We start from the raw sequence: 24,099 nt of genomic DNA on the forward strand, positions 1-24,099 counted from the left end.
TTATGTCGGTAACAATTAAATCTGCCAGAGAAATAGATTTGATGCGGACAGCGGGGAAGCTGCTGGAAGAGGTTCACAATGAGCTGGCGGCCTTTGTAAAGCCCGGAATTTCCACGCTGGATATTGACCGTTATGGAGAAAAGCTGATCCGGGAGAGAGGCTGCATTCCCAATTTTCTGAATTATAACGGCTATCCGGCGTCTATCTGCGTATCGGTAAACGATGAGGTTGTACATGGAATCCCGAGAGCAGATCACATCCTGCAGGAGGGCGATATTGTAAGCCTTGACGCAGGCCTGATTTATAAGGGCTATCATTCAGACGCTGCCAGAACACACGCGGTGGGAAGGATCAGTCCTGAAGCGGAAAAGCTGATACAGGTTACCAAGCAGAGCTTCTTTGAAGGCATCAAATACGCGAAGGCCGGACATCATCTTCATGAGATATCCGCAGCAATCAACGACTATGTGGATCAGTTCGGATACGGTGTCGTTCAGGACCTGGTAGGCCATGGAATCGGGGAGCATCTTCATGAGGATCCGCAGATTCCGAATTTCCGGCAGCGCCGCAGAGGAATCAAGCTGATGCCTGGAATGACGCTTGCCATCGAGCCCATGATCAACGCAGGAACCTGGGAGGTATCCTGGCTGGATGACGACTGGACAGTGGTAACCGACGACGGCTCGCTTTCTGCTCACTATGAGAATACGGTTCTGATCACCGACGGAGAGCCGGAGATTCTTACCCTCACACTGTGATGCCTATGGAAGGATTGAAGCAGGGCATGTTCGCCAGATCAAAGGCGGGACACGATAAGGATAAGCTGTATATCATATTAAAAACGGAGGGTGAATATGTATATCTGACAGACGGGAATTTACGTCCGCTGTCAAAGCCGAAAAGGAAGAATCAGAAGCATATTCAGCCCATATGCAGAATTCCGGAAGGCTGGGATTCTGAGCAGATAACGGACAATTTTGTGAAGCGGGCCATCAGGCTGCAGGAAAAGGAGGATGAAAATGTCTAAAGCAGATGTAATTGAAATCGAAGGAACCGTAGTGGAGAAGCTGCCGAACGCCATGTTCCAGGTGCAGCTTGAGAACGGCCACCAGGTGCTGGCTCATATCAGCGGCAAGCTCCGTATGAACTTTATCCGCATTCTGCCGGGCGATAAGGTGACGATTGAGATGTCTCCCTACGATCTGTCCAAGGGCAGGATTATCTGGAGAGATAAATAAAGACGGTTTTCTGTATCCGCTGTCCGGCCCAGGCCGCCTTCTCTTGCTCCTGCGGAGCAATTCACCTTGCGGACATTTCACGGACGTCAGTGTGCTTCCGGACGGACTAAAAAGCAGTCCGCCTGAATCACACAGCCGTCCGTGAAAAGCCGGACACCTGGATATCAGAAAAACCTGGTATAGATCGAAGAATCCACTGTATCGAAAAGATATGGTGGATTTTTTTGTTATATGTTCTCTTGTTTTAAAGGTTGCAAACAAACTGCCGTATGATTTATTATATCATGTAAGCTGATACAAAAGAACCTACAGCTCGTGAAATACCGGCTTCATCTTTTCATAAGTACAGAAGCTCTGAAACCCGATTTCCTTTAACCTCTGTTTCGTTTCGTCAATATAAGCCCCAAGCTGTTCCGGCTTATGGCTGTCGCTGCCAATCGTGATTATATTTCCACCAAGTTCAAGGTACAGGCGCAAAATCTCTTCTGAGGGCATCAGATCCTTTATTCCATAACGAAAGGAAGAGGTGTTTACTTCGATTCCTTTTCCGTCTGCGATGACGGTACTCAGAATCTCTTTGATGAGAGATCTGGTTTTCTGGAACGGGTAAATTCCGGCGTTGTCGTAGCGTTTGATCAGATCCAGATGGCCCAGCACGCTGTAATTTTTATAGGCTTTGACCAGAGACAGCATTTCCTGATAGTAGCGTTCGTTGTATTCCTGCTGGCTTCTGCCCTGCTGAAAGTCCTGGGTCCAGAATTCAAGATTATCGACCTGGTGAACGGACAGGATAATAAAGTCAAAAGGATAACGGGCGAAAAGCGCTTCATATTGGGGGATCGTGTGTATCTGCATGCCAAATTCCAGGCCTGTTTTGATGCGTATTTTGCTTCCATACTTCTCTTTCATTTCCTGAATTTTAGACAGGTAGGATGGATAATCTGCGTTTGCGATAGGATCGCCATTTCGCCAGCGGATCTCTTTGCCGGAATCCCAGTCTTCTTTAATTCCGTAATCTACATGCTCAGTGAAACAGATCTCGTCCATACCCATATGGATGGCGTCCTGTATGACGGATTCCATAGGGTAGACAGAATCGTCACTGAATTCGGTATGTACATGGTAATCTGCGAACATGACAGCCTCCTGGTAAATGATATTTCATGTTTTTGCTTTCTGTTAACATGGGACATGTGTGCTCCCGGCAACTGAGGATAGCGGCGGTTGATGAAGGGGCTGAATTGTACTATTTCTATGCGCAGCATCATTCAGCCTGATTCCTATTATAAAGCAGTTTCTGTATTATGCAAAAGATTTTTCCTGCTGCTTTATCCTTCGACTGCGGAGGGACTGCTGCAGGTGCACAGTTAAAGAAATGAAATAGGTTTTATTTTGAAATCCTGCTGAAATACTCACTTTCTCTCTCTGGCATTCATCCCTTCCATATGATAAAATCGGAGAAAAAGGAGGGGTTGCGTCATGCTTGCATATACCTATGTGTCAAAAGGAAAATTCAGCTTGCTGGAAAAGCCGAAACCAGAGCTTCTGGAGGAGAAGGATGCCATTGTAAAGGTAGAGCTGGCCAGTATCTGTACCAGCGATCTCCATATCAGGCACGGGGCGGTACCGAGAGCGGTGCCGGGAATCACTGTGGGCCATGAGATGGTAGGAATCGTAGAGGCAGTCGGAGCGGGAGTGATGAAGGTGAAGCCGGGAGACCGGGTAGCAGTCAATGTGGAGACCTTTTGTGGAAAATGCTTTTTCTGCCAGAAAGGGTATGTAAATAACTGCACAGACCCAAATGGGGGTTGGGCACTGGGCTGCCGGATTGACGGGGGCCAGGCAGAATACGTTCGCGTGCCTTATGCAGACCAGGGGCTTACTGTGATTCCGGCAGGCGTTTCCTTCGACCAGGCACTTTTGGTGGGAGATGTACTTGCTACGGGCTTCTGGGCGGTACGAATTTCTGAAATTCAGCCAGAGGATACCGTATTGATTTTGGGAGCAGGACCGACAGGGATCTGTACGCTGCTTTGCGCCAGGTTGAAGAATCCGAAACAGGTTCTGATCTGCGAGAAGGATGGAGACAGGCTTGCCTTCGTGCGGGAATATTATCCGGATGTTACAGTGGTTACACCCGAAGAGCTGCCGGAGACTGTACACAGATTATGCCCGCATGGCGGAGCCGATGTGGTTTTGGAAGCAGCGGGGGCGGAGGGAACCTTTGAGATGGCATGGAAATATGCCAGACCAAATGCGGTTGTGACGATCATAGCGCTTTATGAGGAAGCCCAGGTCCTGCCTCTTCCGCAGATGTATGGAAAGAATCTTACGTTTAAAACGGGAGGCGTAGACGGCTGTGACTGTGAGGAAATTCTGTCGTTGATTGCGGAAGGAAGGCTGGACACACAGCCGCTGATCACGCATACCTATCCATTGGCGCGGATAGAAGAAGCGTATGAGCTTTTTGAAAATAAAAGGGATCATGTGATGAAAATTGCGGTTAAATGCCAGCCGGAAAATGAAGTGCCGAAGGAAAACGCAGGGTGCAGTACAGCAAATGCTTGAGAAATGAATGAAAGAGTATTATGATGAAAATAAAAAGCCAAAAGCCTTCCGGAAAAGGAAAATGGTATAGACGGGCAGAATCCGGAAGAAAAGAGAAGGAAGAGAGAATATGAGAATCTGTGTAATTTATGAAAGCGTAACCGGAAACACAAGGATGCTGGCAGAGGTAATTCAGAAAAAATACGCGGATATGCTTACGGAGAATCCGCAGGAGGCTGACGTGATTTTTCTGGGCTCCTGGACGGATAAGGGGTCTTTTTCGGAAAAGATGAGGGAACAGGCGGAAAAAATCCGCGGGAAGAAAGTATTTATCTTTGGAACATGCGGTTTCGGCGGAAGCAGGGAATATTATGAAAGGCTCTTTGAGCGCGCTGCAGCTCTTCTGGACGGAAGCAACGAGATTATCGGACATTATTACTGCCAGGGAAAGATGCCCCTTTCTGTGAAGGAGCGGTATGTGTTCATGCTGCAGGAGCACCCGGAGGATAAGAGAATGCAGGCAAGCCTTGAAAATTTTGAGGAGGCGCTGACTCATCCGGATCAGAAGGATTTGGACAGACTGTCAGAGCTTCTTGACGAGTTGAAGCTGGCATAGCCTGACGAGGGCCCGGCTGAATGAGCAAAGGAAATAGAAAAGGACAGGGCTGTGAGCTGCGAGGAAGCGATATGACAGAAAAGCGTACAGGGTACTCGGCCAACGAGGCATGGAAGGCTCTGCTTAAGAAATACCCGATAGTAGAAAAAATAGAAAAGGAAGGCGTCTGCCGGATTCAGGCCGACCAGATCCGGGAGTTTCGGGAGCCGCGCCTGATGGCAAAATGGGACAGCTCAGATTCCCTGCCGGACGTCCTGCGGAAGCATAAAATCAATATCCTGCCGGACTGCCGGACCTCCTACGTGCTGGGAGATTTCCTTCTGTATCAGAAGCTTCCCGAGCTTTCTGAGCATGTGACCCAGATGACGCATATCGAGATGCCTGATTATGAGTCGATCGACGTCGACAATATCAATTCCGAGGCCAATGCCATTCACGGGCTGATGCTTTCCGGAATTCTCGATGATTTTCTGGGAGAGGGAAGGAATGACGCCACATTCAACGGCAGAATGGGAACCGGGGTATTTGATTTCCGGGTGGACACGGTCCGTGGCGTCCCGGCGGAGATCCACGTGAAAAATGCCCAGTGTGAAATCGACGGCGGCTTTGAAAATCCGGCTTCGGTCGTAATCATGGAAGCGAAAAACGTAGTGCATGAGGATTTCCATATCCGGCAGCTGTACTATCCTTACCGTCTGTGGCGGACGAAGGTGAAAAAACCCATCCGCCTGGTGTTCTGCGTCTATTCCAATATGATTTACCGGCTGTTTGAATACCGCTTTGCAGATCCGGAGAATTATTCTTCCATAGAACTGGTCCAGACGAAAAACTATTCCCTTCAGGATACTTCTATTTCCCTGGAAGAGCTGAAGGAGGTGCGCCAGCTTACGCCTGTGCGGACGGACGATGCGATGAAGGATACGGATATCCCATTTATCCAGGCAAATTCCATGGAACGGATTATCTCCCTTCTGGAAAATATGTATGAGAATCCCATGACCAGCCAGCAGATTGCGGAGCTGATGGACTTTGATCCAAGACAGTCGGATTATTACTATAATGCAGGGAGATACCTGGGACTCTTTGAAAAAAGAAAAGAGGAGGGCCAGATTCTCACGGCGCTGACGGCTCTGGGGCAGAAGGTGTTTAAGCTGAATTATAAGGAAAGACAGCTGAAACTGGTGAGCCTGATTCTGGAGCACGAGATTTTCGCCGAATTTTTCGATCAGATGGCAGAGACAGGAGGCTTTCCGGACAAGGAAGGGATACAAAATGAGATGCGCCGCCTGCATGTGTGCGGGGAAGGGCAGATTGTGCGCCGCGCCAGCTCTGTGCAGGGGTGGCTGAAGTGGATCTTCAGGCTCACGCAGCTGTAAGAGAGAAAAGGAGAAGCGCTTATGACTGCTGTTTTTGCTGGACTTGTTTATATATCTTTGAATATTCCGGTTCATGGCGTTGATGTATTGCCTGATTTAGCGGGATACCTTTTGATAGCAGGAGGAGCTGTCAGGCTTTCGGATAAAAGCTCTAAATTCCGGACAGCTGTGTTTCCTGCCGCAGCGCTGGCAGTCTGCGGAGCTGTTTTGCAGCTTGGAAGGATGCCTGAAATTCTTTCGGATGGCCGTGGATTCGCCGTTTTTATCTGGGTGATGGGACTTGGAGATATCATTGTCCGGTATCTGCTGACTGCAGGTGTCCGGGATATGGAAAGAAAGCAGAATATGCAGCTTGGAGCCGGGAGATTAATTCGTATTTGGAAATATCAGGCTGCAATGCTGGCAATTATGCTGCTGCTTATTTTACTTCCTCTTTCTTCAATGGAAATGCAGCGGCAGCTCAGGCTGCCATTGATTGTAAGCGGTATTGCTTCGCTGGTCTTTCTTGTGTGTTTTTATCAGACTGCGAAAAGAGCTAGGAATACCTGTAAAAATCTTATATAAAAATCACAGTTTGACTATACTTTTTGTGCAAAATGAACATAATTTATTGATTTTTTATAGGGAATGATTTATAGTGTACTCGGGAAATGTAAAATACTTTTAAAAATTGCAAAAGATCAGTTGATGAAAAAAATAGAATGATTTAGTGTATTTAACCGGGAAGCCGGAGGACGTGCTGCACCCGTTCCGAGCCTGTGCGGAGGTGGTGCCTTATGAGTACATATGAGGAATTCATGGTCATTTTGGCTGTGGCGTCGCTGATAGTGGCAGTTCTGAATTATACACATAAGAAATAGCCGTCCTGCTCTCGTCAAAGTTTAGGAACGGCTATTTCATGTAGCTTAGTATTTGCTTTTCGCCGGAGCGGGTGAGATGCATTCACCTTCCGGCTTTCCTGTTAAGTACATTATATCATTTTTACGCAGATTTTCAAGGGTTTCCCAATAAAAAGCAGTGCTGTGCAGAAACGCTTAAAAATCACAGTTTAACCATACTTTTCCGATAAAATAACCATAATTTATTGATTTTTTATAGGGAATGATTTATAGTGTACTCGGGAAATGTAAAATATTTTAAAAAATTGTAAAATATCAGTTGATGAAAAATAGAATGATATAGTGTATTTAATCAGGGAGCCGATGGGGCGACTACACCAGTAACCGGAATACAAAAGAAGGGAGCTGGTGCTGATGATTACAGTTGCGGAGCTATTCCAATTTGTAACCATGCTTTGCGCAGTGATAACTCTTGTTATTTACATATCACGCAAAAAGTAGCGCCCTCGGTCTGGTAAACTAAGGCGCTACTTTTGTAAAACCATATTTACCGGCGGCTAGGTGTGTTCTAGTCATCGGCTCTCTTGTTAAGTACATTATATCATTTTTACGCAGATTTTCAAGGGTTTCCCAACAAAAAGCAGCTACAAACAGTAACAGTAGCAAAGAGACTTAAAGAAATTGCAGAAAACCCTTAAAAATCACAGTTTGGACATAAAGTTTTCAATAAATAAACATAATTTCTTCTTAAAATATTAAGAAATTGCAGAAGACGGCGGGATGAAAGGGAGCCGCCGTCTTCTGGCGAAACCAGAAAGGAGAAATTATGAGAAACAAAATCAAGTATGTACTGGCGGCGTTTGCGCTGGTGGTGCTGGCAGCCGTCTCTCCTATGAAGGCGCAGGCGGCCGGAGGACTGGAGCTTTACACGGATTATCCGGGGATCTCGGTAAAGGCGGGCGACAGCCAGAGTATTTCCATGTACGTATCCAATGACAGCGGAAGCGCGGTAGAAGCTTCTTTGAGTATTCTGTCTATGCCAGAGGGCTGGACCGGGTATTTCAGCGGAAATGGCAGCCAGATCAGCCGTGTCCATGTACAGAATGGAGAGGCAGCCTCCCTGACCTTTCAGCTGGAGATTCCTGACGACGCGGCAGAGGGCTCCTATACAGTCCAGCTGCAGACGGTATCCGACACCGGCCTGACCGATACAGTGGATCTGGTCTTTGATATTCAGGAGGTTCAGTACAGCCAGGGCAGCCTGGAGACAGAGTACGCGGAGCAGGAGGGGTCCTCCGGCACCAGCTTCAGCTTCAATACCACTCTGATCAATAACAGCGCGGCGGATCAGTCCTACAGCCTGGCGGCTGAAGCTCCGGACGGATGGCAGGTATCCTTCCAGCCAAGCGGCGAGTCTACAAATGTGGCCAGTATTGATGTGGCGTCTGCATCCAGCCAGGGACTGACTGTGAGTGTGACTCCGCCTGACAACGTTGAGGCTGGAGAATATACCATTCCTATCAGCGCCATCTCAGCTAACGATTCTCTGAGTACAGAGCTGAAGGTAACTATTACGGGAACCTATTCCCTGGCACTGTCTACACCGAATCAGCTTCTGAGCTTTGACGCTCATATCAACAGAGAATCTGACGTGACACTGACTGTCACGAATAACAGCAACGTGGATCTTCAGAACATCACTTTAAGCTCCTCTGCGCCCAGCGGATGGACGGTGGAATTTGACACCTCTTCCATTGATACACTGGAAGCAGGGGCCACCCAGGAGGTCACGGCTCATGTAACGCCGGGGGATTCTGCCATAGCAGGCGATTATGTATGTACCTTTACAGCAAGCTGTTCGGAGACCTCTGCGGATGCTGAATTCCGGGTATCTGTGAAGACACAGACCATATGGGGCGTAGTGGCGGTGCTCATTATTCTTGCGCTGATAGCCGGCGTCGCGGCGGTATTTAAAAAATACGGCAGACGGTAAAGGCTGGTGGCGCGTATGAGTGAATACATAATACGAACAGTTGGACTGACAAAGCGCTATGGGGAGAAAACAGCGGTCAAGCAACTCAACCTGACGATCAAAAAGGGAGAGGTGTTTGGTCTTCTGGGCCCGAACGGAGCGGGAAAGACGACGACGACCCTGATGCTCCTGGGCCTGACAGAACCTACAGAGGGCTTTGCGTCGATAGAAGGAATGGACTGTACAAGGGATCCCATCGGCGTCAAGCGGATTGTCGGCTATCTGCCTGACAATGTGGGCTTCTATGGAGACATGACCGGGCGGGAAAACCTGTATTTTACAGGACGGCTGAACGGACTGCCTGAGGACGTGATCCGGGAACGGACCGAAGGGCTTCTGGAGCGCGTAGGCATGACAGAAGCGGCGGATCAGAAGACAAAGACCTATTCCCGCGGTATGAAGCAGAGACTGGGCATCGCGGATGTCCTGCTCAAGGATCCGAAGATTATCATCATGGACGAGCCGACGCTGGGAATTGACCCCCAGGGCATGAGGGATCTGTTAAGCCTGATCCGGGAGCTGTCGGAGAAGGATGGACGTACTATCCTATTGTCCTCCCATCAGCTTTACCAGGTACAGCAGATCTGCGACCGGGTAGGCATTTTCGTGGAAGGAAGCCTGATTGCCTGCGGCACCATCGCGGAGCTTGGAAAGAAGATGGAGCGGGAAGGAAAATATACGCTTGAGCTGTCGGCGGAGCCTGACAATGAAGCGCTGACGCGGCTGCTGTCCGGCGTCGAGGGCGTGAATGGCGTAGAGCGGGAAGGAGAAAATATTCTTGTGCATTCCCGTACAGATTTAAGAAGAAGGGTGACCATGGAGCTTACGGCAAACGGCTATACGCTTCTTGGACTTCGCCAGAAAGGAGGAGATCTGGATGAAATCTATGGCCGGTATTTTGAAAAAGCCGAACGGGAACAGCGAAAAGCCGAAGCAAAAGGAAATCGCGCTCTGGAAAGACTTAAAAAAGGCCTTCGCTCTGGACAAAGAAAGTCTGGCGGGGCTTAAGGCCCTCTATCAGAAGGAAATGATGGACAATATCCGCAGCAGGCGCTTTATGCTGATTCTGGCTGTAATTATTATCACCAGCTATGCCAGCCTCTACGGGGCGCTGTCCGGCATCAGCTCGGATAGTGACTATATTTTCCTGTCTCTCTACACCACAAGCGGCAATTCGATTCCGTCGTTTATGTCCTTTATTGCCCTGCTAGGACCGTTTGTGGGAATCATTCTCGGCTTTGACGGGATCAGCGGAGAAAAGTCGGAGCGTACCCTGTACCGCATTGCGGCGCAGCCTATTTACCGTGACTCTATCATTAATGGAAAGTTTTTGGCTGGTACAACGCTCATTTTCCTTATGGTCTTTACCATGGGAGTTTCTGTAGGCGCGGCAGGCCTGCTGGTAACAGGTGTTCCTCCAAGCCTGGAGGAGGTGGGAAGAGTATTCTTCTACCTGGTGTTTACCTCCGTCTATATCTGCGTCTGGCTGGGGCTTTCTTTGTGGTTTTCTGTCGTGTGCAAAAATGCGGCGGCTTCGGCTATGGCAAGCATTGGTGTGTGGCTGTTCTTTGCACTGTTTATGAGCCTGGTGGCAGGCATTATCGCGGATGCCTTTTATCCGATGAACAATGATTGGCAGGCGCTGATGAATTCTATGGGAAATTATACCCTGGAGCTGAACCTGAACCGACTGTCGCCCTATTATCTCTACAGCGAAGCGGCGTCCACGATCATGAATCCCAGCGTCCGCGCTGTAAACGTAGTCACGATGGAATCCCTTTCAGGGGCCATCAGCGGCTACCTGAGCCTTGGGCAGAGCCTTCTGCTTGTATGGCCGCATCTGGCTGGGCTGATTGCCCTGATGCTTGCGACCTTTGCCGGCTCCTATATCTGTTTTATGCGTCAGGAGATTCGGGCGAAGTAGATAGCTTATGAGTGAGTGGTCTTTTAGGGGCCAGGGTGAGACGTAGAGCGTTTAAAACCCTGAAGAAATACAGAAAAACAGCAGGCGCCGCAGGATTCTCTGCCTGAGAATCCTGCGGCGCCTGCCCGTATGAATGCGTATGTTCATGCTTTTTCCTTCGGGCATTCCTCTGCCATCCGGTATCCAATCCCCACCTCTGTAAAAATATACTGGGGATCGGCAGGATTTTTCTCCAGCTTCCGCCGGACATTGGCCATGTTGACGCGCAGAATCTGATTGTTGCGTTCGATATAAGGCCCCCAGATCTGCGTAAGAATTTTGTCATAGGTCAGGACTCGTCCGGCATTGCGGGCCAGCAGTGAGACAAGGCGGTATTCGATCTGCGTCAGATGAATGCTCTCTCCGTTCAGAAAGACGAGGCGCTTGTCGAAATCCACCGTCAGATCCTTGCATACATAAGGCCGCTTGTAAAGCTCTGAGTCGGAATCCAGACGGTTGCTGTGCCTCAGGGCCGCGCGGATGCGGGCCATAAGCTCGGCTGTGCCAAAGGGCTTGGTAATGTAGTCGTCGGCGCCTGCGTCCAGGGCGTGCACCTTTTCCTGCTCCTTGGTCCGTGCGGATATGACGATGATGGGGAGGCTGGACCAGGCCCGGACCTGGCGGATGATTTCCAGTCCGTCCGCGTCGGGCAGCCCAAGATCCAGCAGAACCAGATCACAGCCGCCGCTGTTGACGATGGACAGGCCTTCCGCCGCTGTCGACGCAGTCATGATTTTATAGCCCTGAGGCCTGAGAGAGGTTTTGATAAAATTACAGATATTTTCTTCATCTTCGATAATCAGTACAGAAAGCTTGCTCATGTAAATGGATCTCCTTATTTCTATATAGCTCAGCAGTCCTGCATAGGCAGGGTAAAGGAAAATTTCGCTCCTCCACTGTGATTTTCTGCCGTAATGCTTCCTTTGTGCGCTAATATAATGGTTTTGCAGATAGAAAGGCCGATTCCCATGCCCTTGAATGCTTCTCCGCTTCCATTCCGGCTGTAGGCGGCGTCGCCGTCAAAGATGGAATTCAGCCGCTCGGCCGGGATTCCCTTTCCATAGTCAATGACGTCGAACTGCATGGCCTTTCCGTTTGGATATACGTTCAGCTCGATGGGCTTCAGCGTTCCGGAATGGCGTGCCGCGTTTTCCAGAAGATTGATGATTACCTGTTCAATCAGGGTGGCATCCATGGGAATCATATAAAAGGCATCCGGGACCTTTACCCTGACTGAAATATCCGGAAGGCGTTTTTTCAGCCTTGTTACGGCCTCGGCTACGACCTCCTCCACAGATTCCTCGGTTTTTACGACGCTGGCGGTATCTGCGTTGATGCGGGTTACAGTCAGAAGGTTTTCTACCATATTCAGCAGCCAGTTGGCGTCCTCGTGAATACCGCTTACCAGGGCCTCCTGCTCCGCTTCGGATAATTCCTTTTTGTTTTCCAGATAGGCGGAGCTGGATCCAATGATTGCGGTGAGCGGAGTGCGCAGATCATGGGAAATAGCCCGCAGCAGATTGGCCCGCATCTTTTCCTTGTCAGCTTCCAGAAGAAGGCGCTCCTGCTCCTGAATCTGCCGGGCCTGGGTTTTCAGGTGCGTCGTCGTGGCGCTGATGATGATCGACACGCTTAAGATTCCCAGAAAGGTCAGAGGGTATCCGGCCATCGTGAAATTCAGCCTGCCATAGGGATAGGTAAACACGCCGTTTACAATAAATACACTTATAACAGAGGCAAGGATACCGGGAAGGTATCCTGTGCTGAATCTGGCGATCAGCGCCACAGCCAGCACATAAATCATGGATATATTATTGGCGCTGCCTGTGGCGAGATAAAACAGATACGCGATCAGCGTAGCCAGAAACAGCGCGGCAGCTGTGATAAGACAATTTTTTTTCCATTCCATTCTGACGCGTCCACCTCCTTTCGGGTCCGGGGTCATTCTTTCCATCTTTTCAGTCCGAAGGCAGCCAGAACTGTTTTTGTTTTTTATCTTTTCCGGTTCTCCTTCATTATAGGTTTGTCCCATATAAAACACAAGATCAAACATATACAAAATAAAACGTCAAAATCAATCCTGTATAATATAAAGCGGCGTTGACTTGCGTCTGTACAAAGAGTTATACTTCATATAGAAACAGGAAAAACAAAGCGGCTTTTTGGACGGAGAGCTGCGGAATACAAAGGTTGAGGTGACAAACAGAAAATGGACAGAAAAGAAAGATTAAAACAGGTCGTGAAGGACGAGGCGGAGACGCTCAGCAAGGCGGCAGACCGGATTGATTACGATGTGCTGTCTCAGATTACGGAACTGTTCTGCTCTGTAAAAAAGAACGGGAAAAAGGTGATTGTGGCAGGCTGCGGAACGGCGGGGCAGGCAGGAAAGCGTATCGCCCATACGCTCAGCGTCGTGGAGATTCCGGCATTTTTCCTTTCTCCGGCAGATTCTATCCACGGCGGAATGGGAGCCATGCAGCAGGGGGATATCCTCGTGCTGATCAGCAAAAGCGGAAATACACAGGAGATTCTGAATTATCTTCCGGCTGCGAAGAAAAAAGGCCTTACAGTTATCGGCGTGACGGAAAATGAGGAATCGAAGCTTGGAAAAGCGGCGGATATTGTGCTGAAGATTAAGATTGACCGGGAGCCGGATGAATGGGGAATTGTCTCATCGGCGAGCACACTGTGCTTCATCTCAGCCTTCGACGCCATTGCGTTCACGGCGATGGAGGAGACCGGCTATACGAAGGAGGAGTTTTATCTGATTCATACAGGAGGCGGAGTCGGCGAGATCCTGAAAAAGGAGCTGTAAAAAACAGCTCCTTACTCTTCGTGTACATGCGGCAGCGTAAAGATAAATTCCGTGCCGACGCCTTCCGTGGAGATCGCGTTGATATGCTCTCCATGGGAGGTAATAATCTCTTTTACAATGGACAGGCCCAGGCCTGTTCCTTTTTTGTCCTTTCCCCGGGAGGTATCGGTCTTGTAGAAGCGCTCCCAGATCTTTTTCATGCTGTCCCGGGGGATGCCGATGCCCTGATCCTTGACGGAGATGAAGACCTTCTCGTGGCGGAGCGTCGTCTCGATCGTGATCTGGGAATCGTTAGGGCTGAACTTGATGGCGTTGTCCAGCAGATTGTACAGAACCTGCTGAATCTTCCCGATATCAGCCGAGACAAACTGTTCCTTGGCGTCAAAGAGAAGCTCGATGGAGATATGGCGTTCTGTGCAGCGGCCCTCAAAGGAGGATACGGTGTTCTTAATCACGGTATTGATGTCAAAGTCCGTGATGTCCAGCCGGTTTTTCTTGGTGTCAAAGGAGTTCAGCGTCAAAAGTCCGCTGGTGAGCTTGTTCAGCCGCTCGGTTTCCATCAGCACGATATTCAGATACTTTTCCTGCATCTCCGGCGGAATCGTGCCGTCCAGCATGGCCTCTACGTAGCCCTTGATGGAGGTCAGGGGAGAGCGGAAATCATGGGAAATATTTGCGACGAATTTTTTCTGGTATTCATCCGTTTCATTCAGCTCGTGGGCCATATAGTTCAGGGTGGCGGCCAGCTGGCCTATTTCGTCCTCGCCGTAGATCTCCGGCTGATATTTGAAATTTCCCTGGGCGTACTGCCGGGCGGCCTCTGTGATTTTTTTCAGGGGCCGGTATACGGTGAAGGTAAAGACGGCCAGGATCATAAGCGACAGAGCAAAGATCAGAAGCAGGGTCAGATAGGAAACGTTCAGGATGCCATCCCGCTTCTCATAAAGAAGCGACATTGGCATGTGAATCAGCACATAGCCCCTGGGCCGGAAATTGTAGGTGATAGGCGTCACTACAGTCAGGGTTTCTTCTTCAAAGAGCCCGTAGAAATTACCGATGACGTAATAGCTGCTTCCCATATCTGTCGGATCGAATTCTTCGATGACCGTATCAGGATTCTCAGAAAGACTGGCGTCAGAATTCACGAGAAGGGTGCCGTCGGCGTTCAGAAGCCAGATAGAAGCGTTCAGATACGTGTCCAGCGCCTGAAAATGGGTGTGAATATCCTCCAGAGACGATGCGTTCGGGCTGTCTGAGTAATAGCTCCGCACAAAATTGGTGGAAATATAGTTGGCTTCCCGGTACAGGCTTTCTGACTCCTGGCTGGTCAGATAGTTCAGAGTCATCCGGGAACTGAAGGTGGCGATTACCAGAAAGCCCAAAAGCCCAAAGACCAGGTAGATTAGGATAAACTTCAGATAGAGAGAATGCTTCATGGCTTCCTATCCCTTTACCTCAAATTTGTAGCCGATGCCCCATACAGTAGAAAGGCTCCAGGACGGATGATCCTTGATCTTTTCCCGCAGGCGCTTGATATGTACGTCTACCGTGCGGGTGTCCCCGATATACTCATAGCCCCAGATATGATCGAGAAGCTGTTCCCTGGTAAATACCTGGTTGGGAGAGGAGGCGAGAAAATACAGAAGCTCCAGCTCCTTGGGAGGCATATCCACGGGATGCCCCTGATACAGCACGGAATAGTTGGTCTGGTTGATGACAAGATCCGGGTATTCTACGATCTTGGCCGAGGGATTCACAGCCTCCTGCTTCACAGGCTGATAGCGGCGGAGCACAGCCTTGACCCGGGCGACCAGCTCCTTTGAGTCGAAGGGCTTGATGATATAATCGTCGGCTCCCAGCTCCAGCCCCAGCACCTTGTCAAAGACCTCTCCCTTGGCGGAGAGCATGATGATAGGCGTGGACGCCTTGGAACGGATCTCCCGGCACACCTGATAGCCGTCGATGCCTGGAAGCATCAGATCAAGCAGAATCAGGTTGGGCTGAAAGGTTTTGAAGACGGAGAGGGCTTCCTCACCGTCGTTTACAATCATGGTTTCATAGCATTCCTTTGTCAGATACAGAGAGATAAGCTCTGCGATATTTGCGTCATCATCTACGATTAGAATTTTCTGTTTTGCTGCCATGTTCTATTCACTCCTGTTTAAACGTCGCGATAGTCACTCCGGCGTCTCCTTCGCCGAATTCGCCGAGACGGTAAGATTTCACGTATTTGTTCCGCTTCAGAAGCCCCTGGACAGCCTTCCGGAGCGCGCCGGTGCCCTTGCCGTGTACGATGCGTACAGATGGAAGGTGAGCCAGGTAAGCGTCGTCCAGATATTTGTCCAGATGCGCCAGAGCTTCGTCCACGGTCATGCCGATGAGGTTGATCTCCGTGCTGACGCTGGCGGATTTGCTCATTTTGATTTTTCCGGTGCTGCTTTTCTGGAACTGCTTTGCAGTGATTACAGCTTCTTCCACAAGCTCCAGGTCAGAAAGCTTTACCTGGGAGCGCAGAATGCCCATCTGCACGAAAAGATTTCCCCTTGCGTCAGGCAGGGAGCTGACAGTTCCCGTAAGGTTCAGGCTCAGGACGCGCACAGTGTCTCCCAGATGGAGATCCGAGGGTCTCAGGGCGCGCTTCGGCTTCTGCTCCTTTGGCTGGGAGAGCTTTTTCTCTGTTTTTTTGATGCGCTCCCTCAGGCGGGCGCGCTCTGCCTCCATCTCACTGGCGGAGATGCCTGCCTTTCCGAATTTGTGGAAGTCCTTCATGGTCTGGTCGGCGTAATCCTTCGCTTCCTGCAGGATCCTTCTGGCCTGCTCGTTGGCCTCGCGTAGGATACGCTCCCTCTGGGAGTCCAGCTTTTCCTGCTTCTTTTCAAGCGCTTCGCGCAGAGAACGGATTTCTTCCTTGTGTTCACGGATTTCTTCCTGCTCCTGTTCGATCGTCCGGCGGCTGCTTTCCAGATCGGAGAGAAGGTCTTCGAAGCTTTCATTCTGCTCGCTCAAATGGCCCCGGGCGTCCTCGATCAGAAAACCAGGCAGTCCAAGCTTTGAGGAAATCGCGAAAGCGTTGCTTTTCCCGGGAATTCCGATGAGCAGCCGGTAGGTGGGACTTAAGGTCTCCACATTGAACTCGCAGCAGGCATTCTCCACACCGGGCGTGGAGAGGGCGAAGACCTTCAGCTCACTGTAATGGGTAGTGGCCATGGTGCGGATTCCCATTTTGTGCAGATGCGAGAGAATCGCGATCGCCAGGGCAGCGCCCTCCGTCGGATCCGTTCCCGCGCAGAGCTCATCGAAAAGAACCAGCGAATTCAGGGACGCCTCCTTCAGAATCCGGATAATGTTTGTCATATGCGAAGAAAAGGTACTTAAGGACTGCTCGATGCTCTGCTCGTCGCCGATGTCCGCGTAGACCTCGTCAAAGACTGCCAGCTGGGAATTTTGGGCGGCCGGAATATGCAGGCCCGCCTGTCCCATGAGAGTCAGAAGGCCCGTAGTTTTTAAAGAAACCGTTTTTCCTCCCGTGTTCGGGCCGGTCACAATCAGCAGATCATAGTCCTGGCCGAGACGGATCGTCACTGGAACCACCTTTCCCGGATCCAGCAGAGGATGGCGGCCTTCTTTGATCAGAATCTGGCGCTCCTCATTGAAAACGGGGCAGGTGGCTTTCATCTCCTTTGCGAGTACAGCTTTGGCGAAGATAAAATCCAGCTCGGTCAGAAGCTCATAATCCTGGGCAATGGCTTCCGTACAGGAGGCGGCCTGTCCGCTTAAGGTCTCCAGGACATGTTCGATCTCTTCCTGCTCTTTCAGATACAGCTCCTTCAAATCGTTGTTCAGGCGCACGACAGCCATGGGCTCTACGAAGAGGGTGGAGCCGGTGGAGGACTGATCGTGGATCATGCCGGGAACCTGGCTTCTGTATTCTGCCTTGACCGGAATGCAGTAGCGGCCGTTTCTCTGGGTGATGACAGCATCCTGCAGATAGGAACGGGCAGACCCGTTTACCATGCCCGAGAGGGTAGAATGAATCCGGTCATTGGCTGTACGGATAGAACGGCGCACGCTCCGCAGCGCCGGGCTTGCGTCGTCGCTGATCTCATCCTCTGAGAGAATGCAGCGCCGGATCTCCTGGGAGAGCAGCGCACAGGGCTCCAGCGCGGAAAAAAGCGGATCGAGAGAATCCGGCTCTTCCTCCCGTCCGTCATTCTGGCGGGCGTACTGCTTTGCCTTTCCGGCTGTCTCAAGCAGTGTGCAGATATCGAGAAGCTCCAGGATATTCAGGGAGCTTCCGACCTCAAGGCGCTTCAGGGAAGCGCGCACATCCTTTGCGCCGGCAAGGTAAAGGCTTCCCCGGCGGTAGACGCGGCTTAAGGCGTCTGCGGTCTCAGCTTGCGCCGCAGTGATCTGTTCCAGGCTCTGCATGGGCTCAAGGGCCAGGCAGAGCTTTTTTCCTCCGGCGCTCGCCGCGTGAGCAGCCAGACGTTCTGTGATTTTATAATATTCAAGGGTTTGATATGCTTTCTTGTTCATAGTACCTAAAGTATACTCTAATTCAGCGCGAAACTCAAGGTACGAATTGCTTGCCACCCGTAAGAAAATGTATTAAAATGATACTGTTTACAGTGTGCGGTTTTTACTCTCAGCTGCCAGGCGCGTATATGGCCGGGCCGCTGGAGGCGTGTATGTCCCTGGAAGCTGAGAGCGGGTTCGGAGGAGCGTATGGCGGAAGAAAAACGTCGTGAGGAACAGGAATTTTCTTTTGTGAAGGAAAAGATCAAGAAGCAGCCCTTTTATCAGAATAAAACGCTGCGCCGCGCAGGCCTGCAGCTGCTTTTTTCCGTCGTCTGCGGAGCAGTGGCATGCTTTGTGTTTGTATTGGTACACCCCTGGATGGAGCGCACATTCGGAGAACAGGAAAAGACGGAGATCACCATCCCCCAGGAAGAGGAGGAGACAGCAGATCAGGAGGACGAGACAGCAGAGAATGAGGCTGAGCCCGAGGAGCCTGTTGTGATTACGGAGCCTCAGGAGCTGGAGGTAGAGGACTATGCGGATCTTTATGGGAAGCTGAAGGAAGTGGCCGATACGGCAGACAAAAGCCTGGTGACGGTTACAGCCTCCAGCAGTGACACCGACTGGTTCAATGAAACCTATGAAAGCCGCAGGGAGCTTTCCGGACTTCTGGTGGGAAATAACGGCGTAGAGCTTCTGATCCTGACGCCCTATTCCCAGCTGGCGGATTCCGATAAGCTTCACGTAACCTTTGTGGACGGATCCGGACTGGACGCTGTGCTGAAAAATTATGATACGGTCACAGATTTGGCGATACTCAGCGTAAACCTGGCTGATGTGGCAGAAAGCACTCTGGAGAGCATCCGCATGGCGGAGCTTGGAAGCTCCAAAAGCCTGAAGGCAGGAGAGCCGGTTATCGCGGTGGGAAGTCCTGCAGGCATCGCAGATTCCGTAAAGTTTGGAAATCTGGTAGCCGCCGGCTACCAGGTTAGCGTCACGGACGGCGTATACCGGCTGCTGATCACAGACATGGAGCGCTCTTCCGACGGAAGCGGCGTACTGCTGAACCTAAGCGGACAGGTGATTGGCCTGCTGGAGGATACTTATCTGGACACCGGAAACGAAAATTCTCTGACGGCATATGCCATTTCAGATATGAAGGAAGTGATCGAGCATCTGTCGAACAGCCAGGATCTTGTATATATGGGAATCCGGGGGACGGATGTGACAGAAGAGATTGCAGAGGCGCAGAATATCCCGGCAGGTGTGTACGTGGCGGGAATGGAGCCGGATTCGCCGGCTATGAACAGCGGAATACAGGCTGGGGACATTATCACAGAGATCAACAGTAAGGAAATCAAGTCGGTTTCAGAGATTCAGGAGATGCTGCTGAAATTTTCGAGAGATCAGGTAATTCGTGTCGTGGTCATGCGGCAGGGAAGAGAAGGCTATAAAGAAATCGAGTGCAGCGTGACGCTGGATGTAATGCAGTAAGAGAACGAGGAGAGAGAAATGAAATATATCGAAAGTATCCGGGAGGGCGAACGCGTTTCCGGAATTTATCTGTGCAAACAAAGGCAGTCTGCCGTGACAAAAAACGGAAAAGCCTATGAAAATATGGTTCTGCAGGATAAGACAGGGCTTGCAGATGCCAAGATCTGGGATCCGAACTCCCAGGGCATCGAGGACTTCGGTCCGCTGGACTATGTGGAGATTGTGGCGGAGGCCACCAGCTTCCAGGGAGCGCTTCAGCTGAATGTGAAGCGCGCCAGAAAAGCCCGGGAGGGAGAATACGACCCGGCAGACTATCTTCCGGTCAGCGAGTATGACATTGAGTCCATGTACCGGGAGCTGATGAACTACGCAAATCAGGTCCGGGAGCCGCATCTTCGGGCGCTTCTTAAGGATCTGTTTGTGGACGATACGGAGTTTGTGCGTGCCTTTAAGTTTCATTCTGCCGCGAAGACGGTTCATCACAGCTTTGTGGGCGGCCTGCTGGAGCACACCTTAAGCGTCTGCCGTCTCTGTGAGTACTATACAAAGGCGTACCCATTCCTGAACCGCGATCTTCTCTACACGGCGGCCATGTGCCATGATATCGGAAAGGTTTACGAGCTGTCGGATTTCCCGGAAAATGATTACACGGATGAAGGGCAGCTGCTCGGGCACATTGCGATGGGAAGCGAGATCGTGGGCGAGCGCGCCAGAAAAATACCGGATTTCCCGAAGAAGCTGGAGCACGAGCTGAAGCACTGCATTCTGGCCCATCACGGGGAGCTGGAGTACGGTTCTCCGAAGAAGCCGGCGCTGGCGGAGGCGGTAGCTCTGAACCTGGCGGACAATACGGACGCCAAGATGGAGACGTTAAAGGAGATCTTCCGGTCTGCCGGCCAAAATCAGGGCTGGCTGGGCTACAACCGCCTTTTTGAATCCAATCTTCGCAAAACAGAGATCTGAACGGAGGTCGCAGCTTGAAAAAGAATGATTTGCTGCAAATCAAAATCGAAGCTATGGGAAATGCAGGAGAGGGCATCGGTAAAATCGACGGATACCCTCTTTTTGTCAAGGATGCTCTTCCAGGGGATCTGGCAGAGGTGCGGGTTACGAAGGTAAAAAAGACCTATGCGTTTGCCCGCCTGGAACGCGTCCTTGAGGCCTCTCCGGATCGGACAGAGCCCCGATGCCCTTTGCACAGGCGCTGCGGCGGCTGCCAGATTCAGGCTCTTTCCTATGAGAAGCAGCTGGAGTATAAGGAACAGAAGGTGCGGGAGGATCTGATTCGGATCGGGGGCTTTGCCGATCCGCCGGTGTTCCCGGTTCTTGGCATGGACGAGCCTTATCATTACCGGAATAAGGCCCAGTTTCCCTTTGGGCGTAATCGGGAGGGGCGTATCGTTACAGGCTTTTATGCGGGCCGCACTCATATGATTGTGCCGGGGACAGACTGCGCCATCGGTGTGCCCGAGAACAAGCAGATCCTGGAGCTTATCCTGGATTTTATAGAGAAGCATGGAATTGCGCCATACGACGAGACAACCGGAAAAGGATTGCTGCGCCATGCGCTGATCCGCAAGGGCTTTGCCACAGGAGAGCTGATGGTCTGCCTCGTCATCAACGGCAGAAGCTTTCCGCATGTGGAAGAGCTGGCGGACCGCCTCTTTGAGATCCCGGGCATGACCAGCTTTTCTTTGAATGTCAATCAGAAAAATACGAACGTGATTCTCGGCGAGGAGGTAATTCCTGTCCGGGGGCAGACCTATATTACCGACCGCATCGGCGGTGTCAGCTATCAGATTTCGCCGCTGTCCTTCTATCAGGTCAATCCCGTCCAGACGGAAAAGCTCTACCGCACAGCCCTGGAATATGCTGGCCTGACAGGCGGTGAGACGGTCTGGGAGCTCTACTGCGGAATCGGCACGATTTCCCTCTTCCTGGCCCGCGGCGCGGGCCAGGTATATGGCGTCGAGGTCGTCCCCCAGGCTGTGGAGGACGCCCGACGCAACGCAGACCTGAACGGAATCACAAACGTGGTATTTTACCTGGGAAAGGCAGAAGAGGTTCTGCCGGAGAAATATGAGAAGGATGGAATCCGTGCCGACGTCATTGTCGTGGATCCGCCCCGCAAGGGCTGTGATTCGGCCTGCCTGGAGACCATGCTCCGCATGGAGCCGGAGCGCATTGTCTATGTGAGCTGCGATCCGGCTACGCTGGCCAGGGATTTGAAGATTCTCTGCGCGGACGGAAGGTATGAGCTTTCGAAGGTGCAGCCAGTGGATATGTTCCCACACACGGCGGGGATAGAGAATGTAGCGCAGCTTTTCCGCAGAAAAATCTGATGGTAAGGAAAGAAGGTAAGGTATTTCAGGACTTTATGATGTGATTGCAGGAGGTGCAATGGGGAAAATAGTTAAGGATACCATTCATGCGAAAGGCATTGACATTGGAATCTATACTACAAATTTTGAAAATGAATTTATTTCATTAACGGATATTGCAAAATATAGAAATGAAGATGACCCAAGATTTGTAATTCAAAACTGGATGCGAAATAGAAATACAATTGAGTTTTTGGGTGTTTGGGAAGAATTACATAATCCGGAGTTTAACCGTGTGCAATTCGAGGCGGTTAAAAATGAAGCGGGTTTGAACCGCTTTGTAATGACACCAACAAAGTGGATTACACAGATGAATGCTGTCGGTATTGTCTCAAAAGCGGGACGCTACGGCGGAACATATGCCCATAGCGATATTGCCATGTCTTTTGCAACCTGGATTTCTCCGGAGTTCCAGCTGTATATCATGAAGGATTACAGGAGATTAAAGAGTGATGAGAATAGCCGGCTTTCTCTGAATTGGAACTTAAACAGAGAGATTTCCAAGCTAAATTATAGAATACATACAGATGCCATAAAAGAAAACCTGATTCCACCGGAATTGACGCCTTCACAGATAGCTTATACATACGCAAATGAAGCGGATATGCTGAATGTTGTTTTGTTTGGAAGAACTGCAAAACAGTGGAAGGATGAAAATCCAGCTGTTCAAGGTAATATGAGGGATGCGGCGACATTAAATCAGTTGTTGGTACTGGCAAATTTGGAGAGCTATAATGCTGTACTGATTAAACAGGGAAAGAATCAAAAAGAGCGGATGGAGCTGCTTCGACAGTTAGCGGTACAACAGCTGCAGACATTGGAGCAGGTGAGTATGAATAATTTGCCGGAGTATCCGGCTCTCTAAAGAGATGAGACCTGAAAAGATGACAAAAAAAGAATTCACAGATTTTGATATCTGCCAGATCGCTCAGTCCGGCCAGTGCTTCCGCCTGCGCCCCGTGCCGGAAGCAGAAAATACATACTCTCTGACTGCAGGGGAAAAATACCTGGAAATCAGCCAGCAGGGGACAGAAATCACATTTTCCTGCACAGAGCAGGAATTTGAGAGCCTGTGGGCGCGCTACTTTGATTTGGAAACGGATTATTCGAAAATAAAAGAAGCCATTGATCCGGAGGACATTTATCTTCAGGAGGCGGCCCGCATCGGCGGAGGAATCCGGATTCTGCGGCAGGAGCTCTGGGAGACGATAGTAAGCTTTATTATCTCTCAGCAGAATAACATTCCACGGATCCAGAAGTGCGTAGATGCGCTGTGCCGGGAATTCGGGGAGACAGCGCAGGATTTCCGTGGAGATGCTTACAGCCTCTTTCCGGCGCCGGAGGCGCTGGCAGGCACTACAGAGGAGAAACTGAGGGAGCTGGGGCTGGGCTACCGGGCACCTTATATTGTGAAAACGGCCCGTATGGTCTGCGAAGGAAAGGTGGAGCTTGAGAGCCTGCCGGAGCTTGGCTATGAGGAGGCAAAGGAAGAGCTTTTGAAGCTGTGCGGTGTAGGGGTCAAGGTGGCAGACTGTATCTGCCTGTTTGCCCTCCATCACATCGAGGCGTTTCCGGTGGATACTCATATCAAAGCAATGCTGAAGCGGTATCCCAAAGGGTTTCCCTTTGAGCGCTATCAGGGCTTTGCCGGAGTTTTGCAGCAGTACGCGTTTTACTATGAGCTGCATGGGCAGAAATGAGAGGCTGCAGCTTATCTTGGCATCGGCGTGTCAGAAGGGACCTGTTTCCTGGATGCCGGCGCTACACAGGGAGTGAGAAAAAATATGGCAGTGAGAAAAGAAATGGTTTTATATTATACGCCTGAGAAATCTGCGGAGGATCAGAAGCTGAAGGGCGTGCTGGTCCGTCTGGGGATTCGCATCCGGAATATCACTCCGGAGCAGGCAGGACAGAAGGTCGGATATCTGGCAGGGCTTCCAGGCTTTGAAGAAATGCCGGAGCAGGAAGAAGGGTATACCGGAGAAAACCGGGAAGAGGAGGCTTCCGTGATCCCGGAAAAAATGCTGGTGCTCTGCGGCTTCGGACAGAGGAAGCTGGAAGAGATGCTGAACCAGTTCCGGAAGGCGAAAATACCGCCCATCCCCATGAAGGCAGTATTGACAGAGCATAACAGCGGCTGGAGCCTTGTGGAGCTCTACCAGGAGCTGCGCCAGGAGCATGAAAAAATGAATGCCGCAGACGGCAGGGGAGCCGCAGAAAATACGGACGGCGCTGCAGACAGCCGGGATTAAAGAACTGGGATATAAAAACGAGCAGAAA

General features: G+C 50.7%; 23 protein-coding genes. 17 read left to right on the top strand and 6 right to left on the bottom strand.

What is annotated here, in order from left to right; translation table 11 throughout:
- Positions 1–2: 2 nt before the first annotated feature.
- Genes map through infA form a run of 3 tightly spaced genes read left to right on the top strand, consistent with a single transcriptional unit; the run spans position 3 to position 1,238 of the window.
- Positions 3–758 (top strand): type I methionyl aminopeptidase, encoded by a 756-nt coding sequence (gene map, locus B5E77_RS00990; protein ID WP_087163520.1) that lies wholly within the window; start codon positions 3–5, stop codon positions 756–758.
- A gap of 5 nt (positions 759–763) precedes the next feature.
- Entirely contained in the window at positions 764–1,027 is a 264-nt protein-coding gene (locus tag B5E77_RS00995; RefSeq protein WP_087163646.1) for a KOW domain-containing RNA-binding protein, read from the top strand.
- Entirely contained in the window at positions 1,020–1,238 is a 219-nt protein-coding gene (infA, locus tag B5E77_RS01000; RefSeq protein WP_087163521.1) for a translation initiation factor IF-1, read from the top strand. The genes B5E77_RS00995 and infA overlap by 8 nt, the downstream gene beginning before the upstream one ends.
- 306 nt (positions 1,239–1,544) lie before the next feature.
- Here the strand turns inward: infA and B5E77_RS01005 are convergent, their stop codons facing one another.
- The gene (locus B5E77_RS01005; RefSeq protein WP_087163522.1) at positions 1,545–2,375 is read right to left on the bottom strand and encodes a histidinol-phosphatase HisJ family protein; all 831 of its coding nucleotides are present in this window, start codon (positions 2,373–2,375) and stop codon (positions 1,545–1,547) included.
- A gap of 342 nt (positions 2,376–2,717) precedes the next feature.
- Between B5E77_RS01005 and B5E77_RS01010 the strand changes: the two genes are divergently transcribed.
- The 7 genes from B5E77_RS01010 (at position 2,718) to B5E77_RS01040 (ending at position 10,572) form a co-directional block, all read left to right on the top strand.
- Positions 2,718–3,806, top strand: a complete 1,089-nt coding sequence (locus B5E77_RS01010) for an alcohol dehydrogenase (protein WP_087163523.1) — start codon at positions 2,718–2,720, stop codon at positions 3,804–3,806.
- A gap of 109 nt (positions 3,807–3,915) precedes the next feature.
- Positions 3,916–4,401: a flavodoxin family protein BilS gene (gene bilS, locus B5E77_RS01015; protein ID WP_087163524.1), complete on the top strand. Its 486-nt coding sequence runs from the start codon at positions 3,916–3,918 to the stop codon at positions 4,399–4,401.
- A 20-nt stretch (positions 4,402–4,421) separates the two neighbouring features.
- A complete protein-coding gene (locus B5E77_RS01020; protein WP_242963526.1) occupies positions 4,422–5,777 on the top strand; it encodes a type II restriction enzyme in 1,356 nt (451 codons plus the stop codon).
- A gap of 21 nt (positions 5,778–5,798) precedes the next feature.
- Complete coding sequence (locus B5E77_RS01025) at positions 5,799–6,341, top strand: hypothetical protein (RefSeq protein WP_087163525.1); 543 nt, start codon at positions 5,799–5,801, stop codon at positions 6,339–6,341.
- 1,101 nt (positions 6,342–7,442) lie between these two features.
- A complete protein-coding gene (locus tag B5E77_RS01030; protein ID WP_087163526.1) occupies positions 7,443–8,609 on the top strand; it encodes an NEW3 domain-containing protein in 1,167 nt (388 codons plus the stop codon).
- A gap of 15 nt (positions 8,610–8,624) precedes the next feature.
- Positions 8,625–9,656: an ABC transporter ATP-binding protein gene (locus tag B5E77_RS17170; RefSeq protein WP_087163527.1), complete on the top strand. Its 1,032-nt coding sequence runs from the start codon at positions 8,625–8,627 to the stop codon at positions 9,654–9,656.
- Complete coding sequence (locus tag B5E77_RS01040) at positions 9,547–10,572, top strand: ABC transporter permease (protein ID WP_275532745.1); 1,026 nt, start codon at positions 9,547–9,549, stop codon at positions 10,570–10,572. Before B5E77_RS17170 ends, B5E77_RS01040 begins: the two co-directional genes overlap by 110 nt.
- A 143-nt stretch (positions 10,573–10,715) precedes the next feature.
- On the opposite strand, the gene B5E77_RS01045 is transcribed toward B5E77_RS01040, so the two are convergent.
- Positions 10,716–11,432: a response regulator gene (locus B5E77_RS01045; RefSeq protein ID WP_087163528.1), complete on the bottom strand. Its 717-nt coding sequence runs from the start codon at positions 11,430–11,432 to the stop codon at positions 10,716–10,718.
- Between the two features lie 29 nt (positions 11,433–11,461).
- Positions 11,462–12,520, bottom strand: coding sequence for a sensor histidine kinase (locus B5E77_RS01050; RefSeq protein WP_242963528.1), 1,059 nt, complete (start codon positions 12,518–12,520; stop codon positions 11,462–11,464).
- Between the two features lie 300 nt (positions 12,521–12,820).
- Here B5E77_RS01050 and B5E77_RS01055 point away from each other — a divergent pair, with 300 nt between their 5' ends.
- Positions 12,821–13,426, top strand: a complete 606-nt coding sequence (locus B5E77_RS01055) for a KpsF/GutQ family sugar-phosphate isomerase (protein ID WP_087163529.1) — start codon at positions 12,821–12,823, stop codon at positions 13,424–13,426.
- 11 nt (positions 13,427–13,437) lie between these two features.
- On the opposite strand, the gene B5E77_RS01060 is transcribed toward B5E77_RS01055, so the two are convergent.
- Genes B5E77_RS01060 through B5E77_RS01070 form a run of 3 tightly spaced genes read right to left on the bottom strand, consistent with a single transcriptional unit; the run spans position 13,438 to position 17,962 of the window.
- Complete coding sequence (locus B5E77_RS01060) at positions 13,438–14,862, bottom strand: sensor histidine kinase (RefSeq protein WP_087163530.1); 1,425 nt, start codon at positions 14,860–14,862, stop codon at positions 13,438–13,440.
- A 6-nt stretch (positions 14,863–14,868) separates the two neighbouring features.
- Positions 14,869–15,570 (bottom strand): response regulator transcription factor, encoded by a 702-nt coding sequence (locus B5E77_RS01065; RefSeq protein ID WP_087163531.1) that lies wholly within the window; start codon positions 15,568–15,570, stop codon positions 14,869–14,871.
- A 7-nt stretch (positions 15,571–15,577) separates the two neighbouring features.
- Complete coding sequence (locus tag B5E77_RS01070; RefSeq protein WP_087163532.1) at positions 15,578–17,962, bottom strand: endonuclease MutS2; 2,385 nt, start codon at positions 17,960–17,962, stop codon at positions 15,578–15,580.
- A 189-nt stretch (positions 17,963–18,151) separates the two neighbouring features.
- Between B5E77_RS01070 and B5E77_RS01075 the strand changes: the two genes are divergently transcribed.
- The 6 genes from B5E77_RS01075 (at position 18,152) to B5E77_RS01100 (ending at position 24,071) form a co-directional block, all read left to right on the top strand.
- Entirely contained in the window at positions 18,152–19,438 is a 1,287-nt protein-coding gene (locus B5E77_RS01075) for a S1C family serine protease (RefSeq protein ID WP_087163533.1), read from the top strand.
- A gap of 18 nt (positions 19,439–19,456) precedes the next feature.
- Positions 19,457–20,401 carry a 3'-5' exoribonuclease YhaM family protein gene (locus B5E77_RS01080; RefSeq protein ID WP_087163534.1) on the top strand — a complete coding sequence of 315 codons (945 nt, stop codon included), beginning with the start codon at positions 19,457–19,459 and terminating at the stop codon, positions 20,399–20,401.
- A gap of 14 nt (positions 20,402–20,415) precedes the next feature.
- Positions 20,416–21,780: a 23S rRNA (uracil(1939)-C(5))-methyltransferase RlmD gene (rlmD, locus tag B5E77_RS01085; protein ID WP_087163535.1), complete on the top strand. Its 1,365-nt coding sequence runs from the start codon at positions 20,416–20,418 to the stop codon at positions 21,778–21,780.
- Positions 21,781–21,838: 58 nt separating this feature from the next.
- Positions 21,839–22,684 (top strand): KilA-N domain-containing protein, encoded by an 846-nt coding sequence (locus B5E77_RS01090; RefSeq protein ID WP_087163536.1) that lies wholly within the window; start codon positions 21,839–21,841, stop codon positions 22,682–22,684.
- A 19-nt stretch (positions 22,685–22,703) separates the two neighbouring features.
- Positions 22,704–23,519 carry a DNA-3-methyladenine glycosylase family protein gene (locus B5E77_RS01095; protein ID WP_087163537.1) on the top strand — a complete coding sequence of 272 codons (816 nt, stop codon included), beginning with the start codon at positions 22,704–22,706 and terminating at the stop codon, positions 23,517–23,519.
- 84 nt (positions 23,520–23,603) lie between these two features.
- A complete protein-coding gene (locus tag B5E77_RS01100; RefSeq protein WP_087163650.1) occupies positions 23,604–24,071 on the top strand; it encodes a DUF3783 domain-containing protein in 468 nt (155 codons plus the stop codon).
- Positions 24,072–24,099: the final 28 nt, after the last annotated feature.

Source organism: Lachnoclostridium sp. An131, from assembly GCF_002160825.1.
Classification (GTDB): Bacteria; Bacillota; Clostridia; order Lachnospirales; family Lachnospiraceae; genus Laedolimicola.

Excerpts from the sequence above, each read along its gene's own strand:
- B5E77_RS01090 (WP_087163536.1), top strand. The coding sequence starts at position 21,839 with ATGGGGAAAATAGTTAAGGATACCATTCATGCGAAAGGCATTGACATT.
- B5E77_RS01055 (WP_087163529.1), top strand. The coding sequence starts at position 12,821 with ATGGACAGAAAAGAAAGATTAAAACAGGTCGTGAAGGACGAGGCGGAG.
- infA (WP_087163521.1), top strand. The coding sequence starts at position 1,020 with ATGTCTAAAGCAGATGTAATTGAAATCGAAGGAACCGTAGTGGAGAAG.
- map (WP_087163520.1), top strand. The coding sequence starts at position 3 with ATGTCGGTAACAATTAAATCTGCCAGAGAAATAGATTTGATGCGGACA.
- bilS (WP_087163524.1), top strand. The coding sequence starts at position 3,916 with ATGAGAATCTGTGTAATTTATGAAAGCGTAACCGGAAACACAAGGATG.
- B5E77_RS01045 (WP_087163528.1), bottom strand. The coding sequence starts at position 11,432 with ATGAGCAAGCTTTCTGTACTGATTATCGAAGATGAAGAAAATATCTGT.
- B5E77_RS01075 (WP_087163533.1), top strand. The coding sequence starts at position 18,152 with ATGGCGGAAGAAAAACGTCGTGAGGAACAGGAATTTTCTTTTGTGAAG.
- B5E77_RS01025 (WP_087163525.1), top strand. The coding sequence starts at position 5,799 with ATGACTGCTGTTTTTGCTGGACTTGTTTATATATCTTTGAATATTCCG.
- B5E77_RS01095 (WP_087163537.1), top strand. The coding sequence starts at position 22,704 with ATGACAAAAAAAGAATTCACAGATTTTGATATCTGCCAGATCGCTCAG.
- B5E77_RS01010 (WP_087163523.1), top strand. The coding sequence starts at position 2,718 with ATGCTTGCATATACCTATGTGTCAAAAGGAAAATTCAGCTTGCTGGAA.
- B5E77_RS01005 (WP_087163522.1), bottom strand. The coding sequence starts at position 2,375 with ATGTTCGCAGATTACCATGTACATACCGAATTCAGTGACGATTCTGTC.
- B5E77_RS01020 (WP_242963526.1), top strand. The coding sequence starts at position 4,422 with ATGAGCAAAGGAAATAGAAAAGGACAGGGCTGTGAGCTGCGAGGAAGC.
- B5E77_RS00995 (WP_087163646.1), top strand. The coding sequence starts at position 764 with ATGGAAGGATTGAAGCAGGGCATGTTCGCCAGATCAAAGGCGGGACAC.
- B5E77_RS01050 (WP_242963528.1), bottom strand. The coding sequence starts at position 12,520 with ATGGAATGGAAAAAAAATTGTCTTATCACAGCTGCCGCGCTGTTTCTG.
- B5E77_RS01080 (WP_087163534.1), top strand. The coding sequence starts at position 19,457 with ATGAAATATATCGAAAGTATCCGGGAGGGCGAACGCGTTTCCGGAATT.
- B5E77_RS01030 (WP_087163526.1), top strand. The coding sequence starts at position 7,443 with ATGAGAAACAAAATCAAGTATGTACTGGCGGCGTTTGCGCTGGTGGTG.
- B5E77_RS01100 (WP_087163650.1), top strand. The coding sequence starts at position 23,604 with ATGGCAGTGAGAAAAGAAATGGTTTTATATTATACGCCTGAGAAATCT.
- B5E77_RS17170 (WP_087163527.1), top strand. The coding sequence starts at position 8,625 with ATGAGTGAATACATAATACGAACAGTTGGACTGACAAAGCGCTATGGG.
- B5E77_RS01060 (WP_087163530.1), bottom strand. The coding sequence starts at position 14,862 with ATGAAGCATTCTCTCTATCTGAAGTTTATCCTAATCTACCTGGTCTTT.
- B5E77_RS01065 (WP_087163531.1), bottom strand. The coding sequence starts at position 15,570 with ATGGCAGCAAAACAGAAAATTCTAATCGTAGATGATGACGCAAATATC.
- B5E77_RS01070 (WP_087163532.1), bottom strand. The coding sequence starts at position 17,962 with ATGAACAAGAAAGCATATCAAACCCTTGAATATTATAAAATCACAGAA.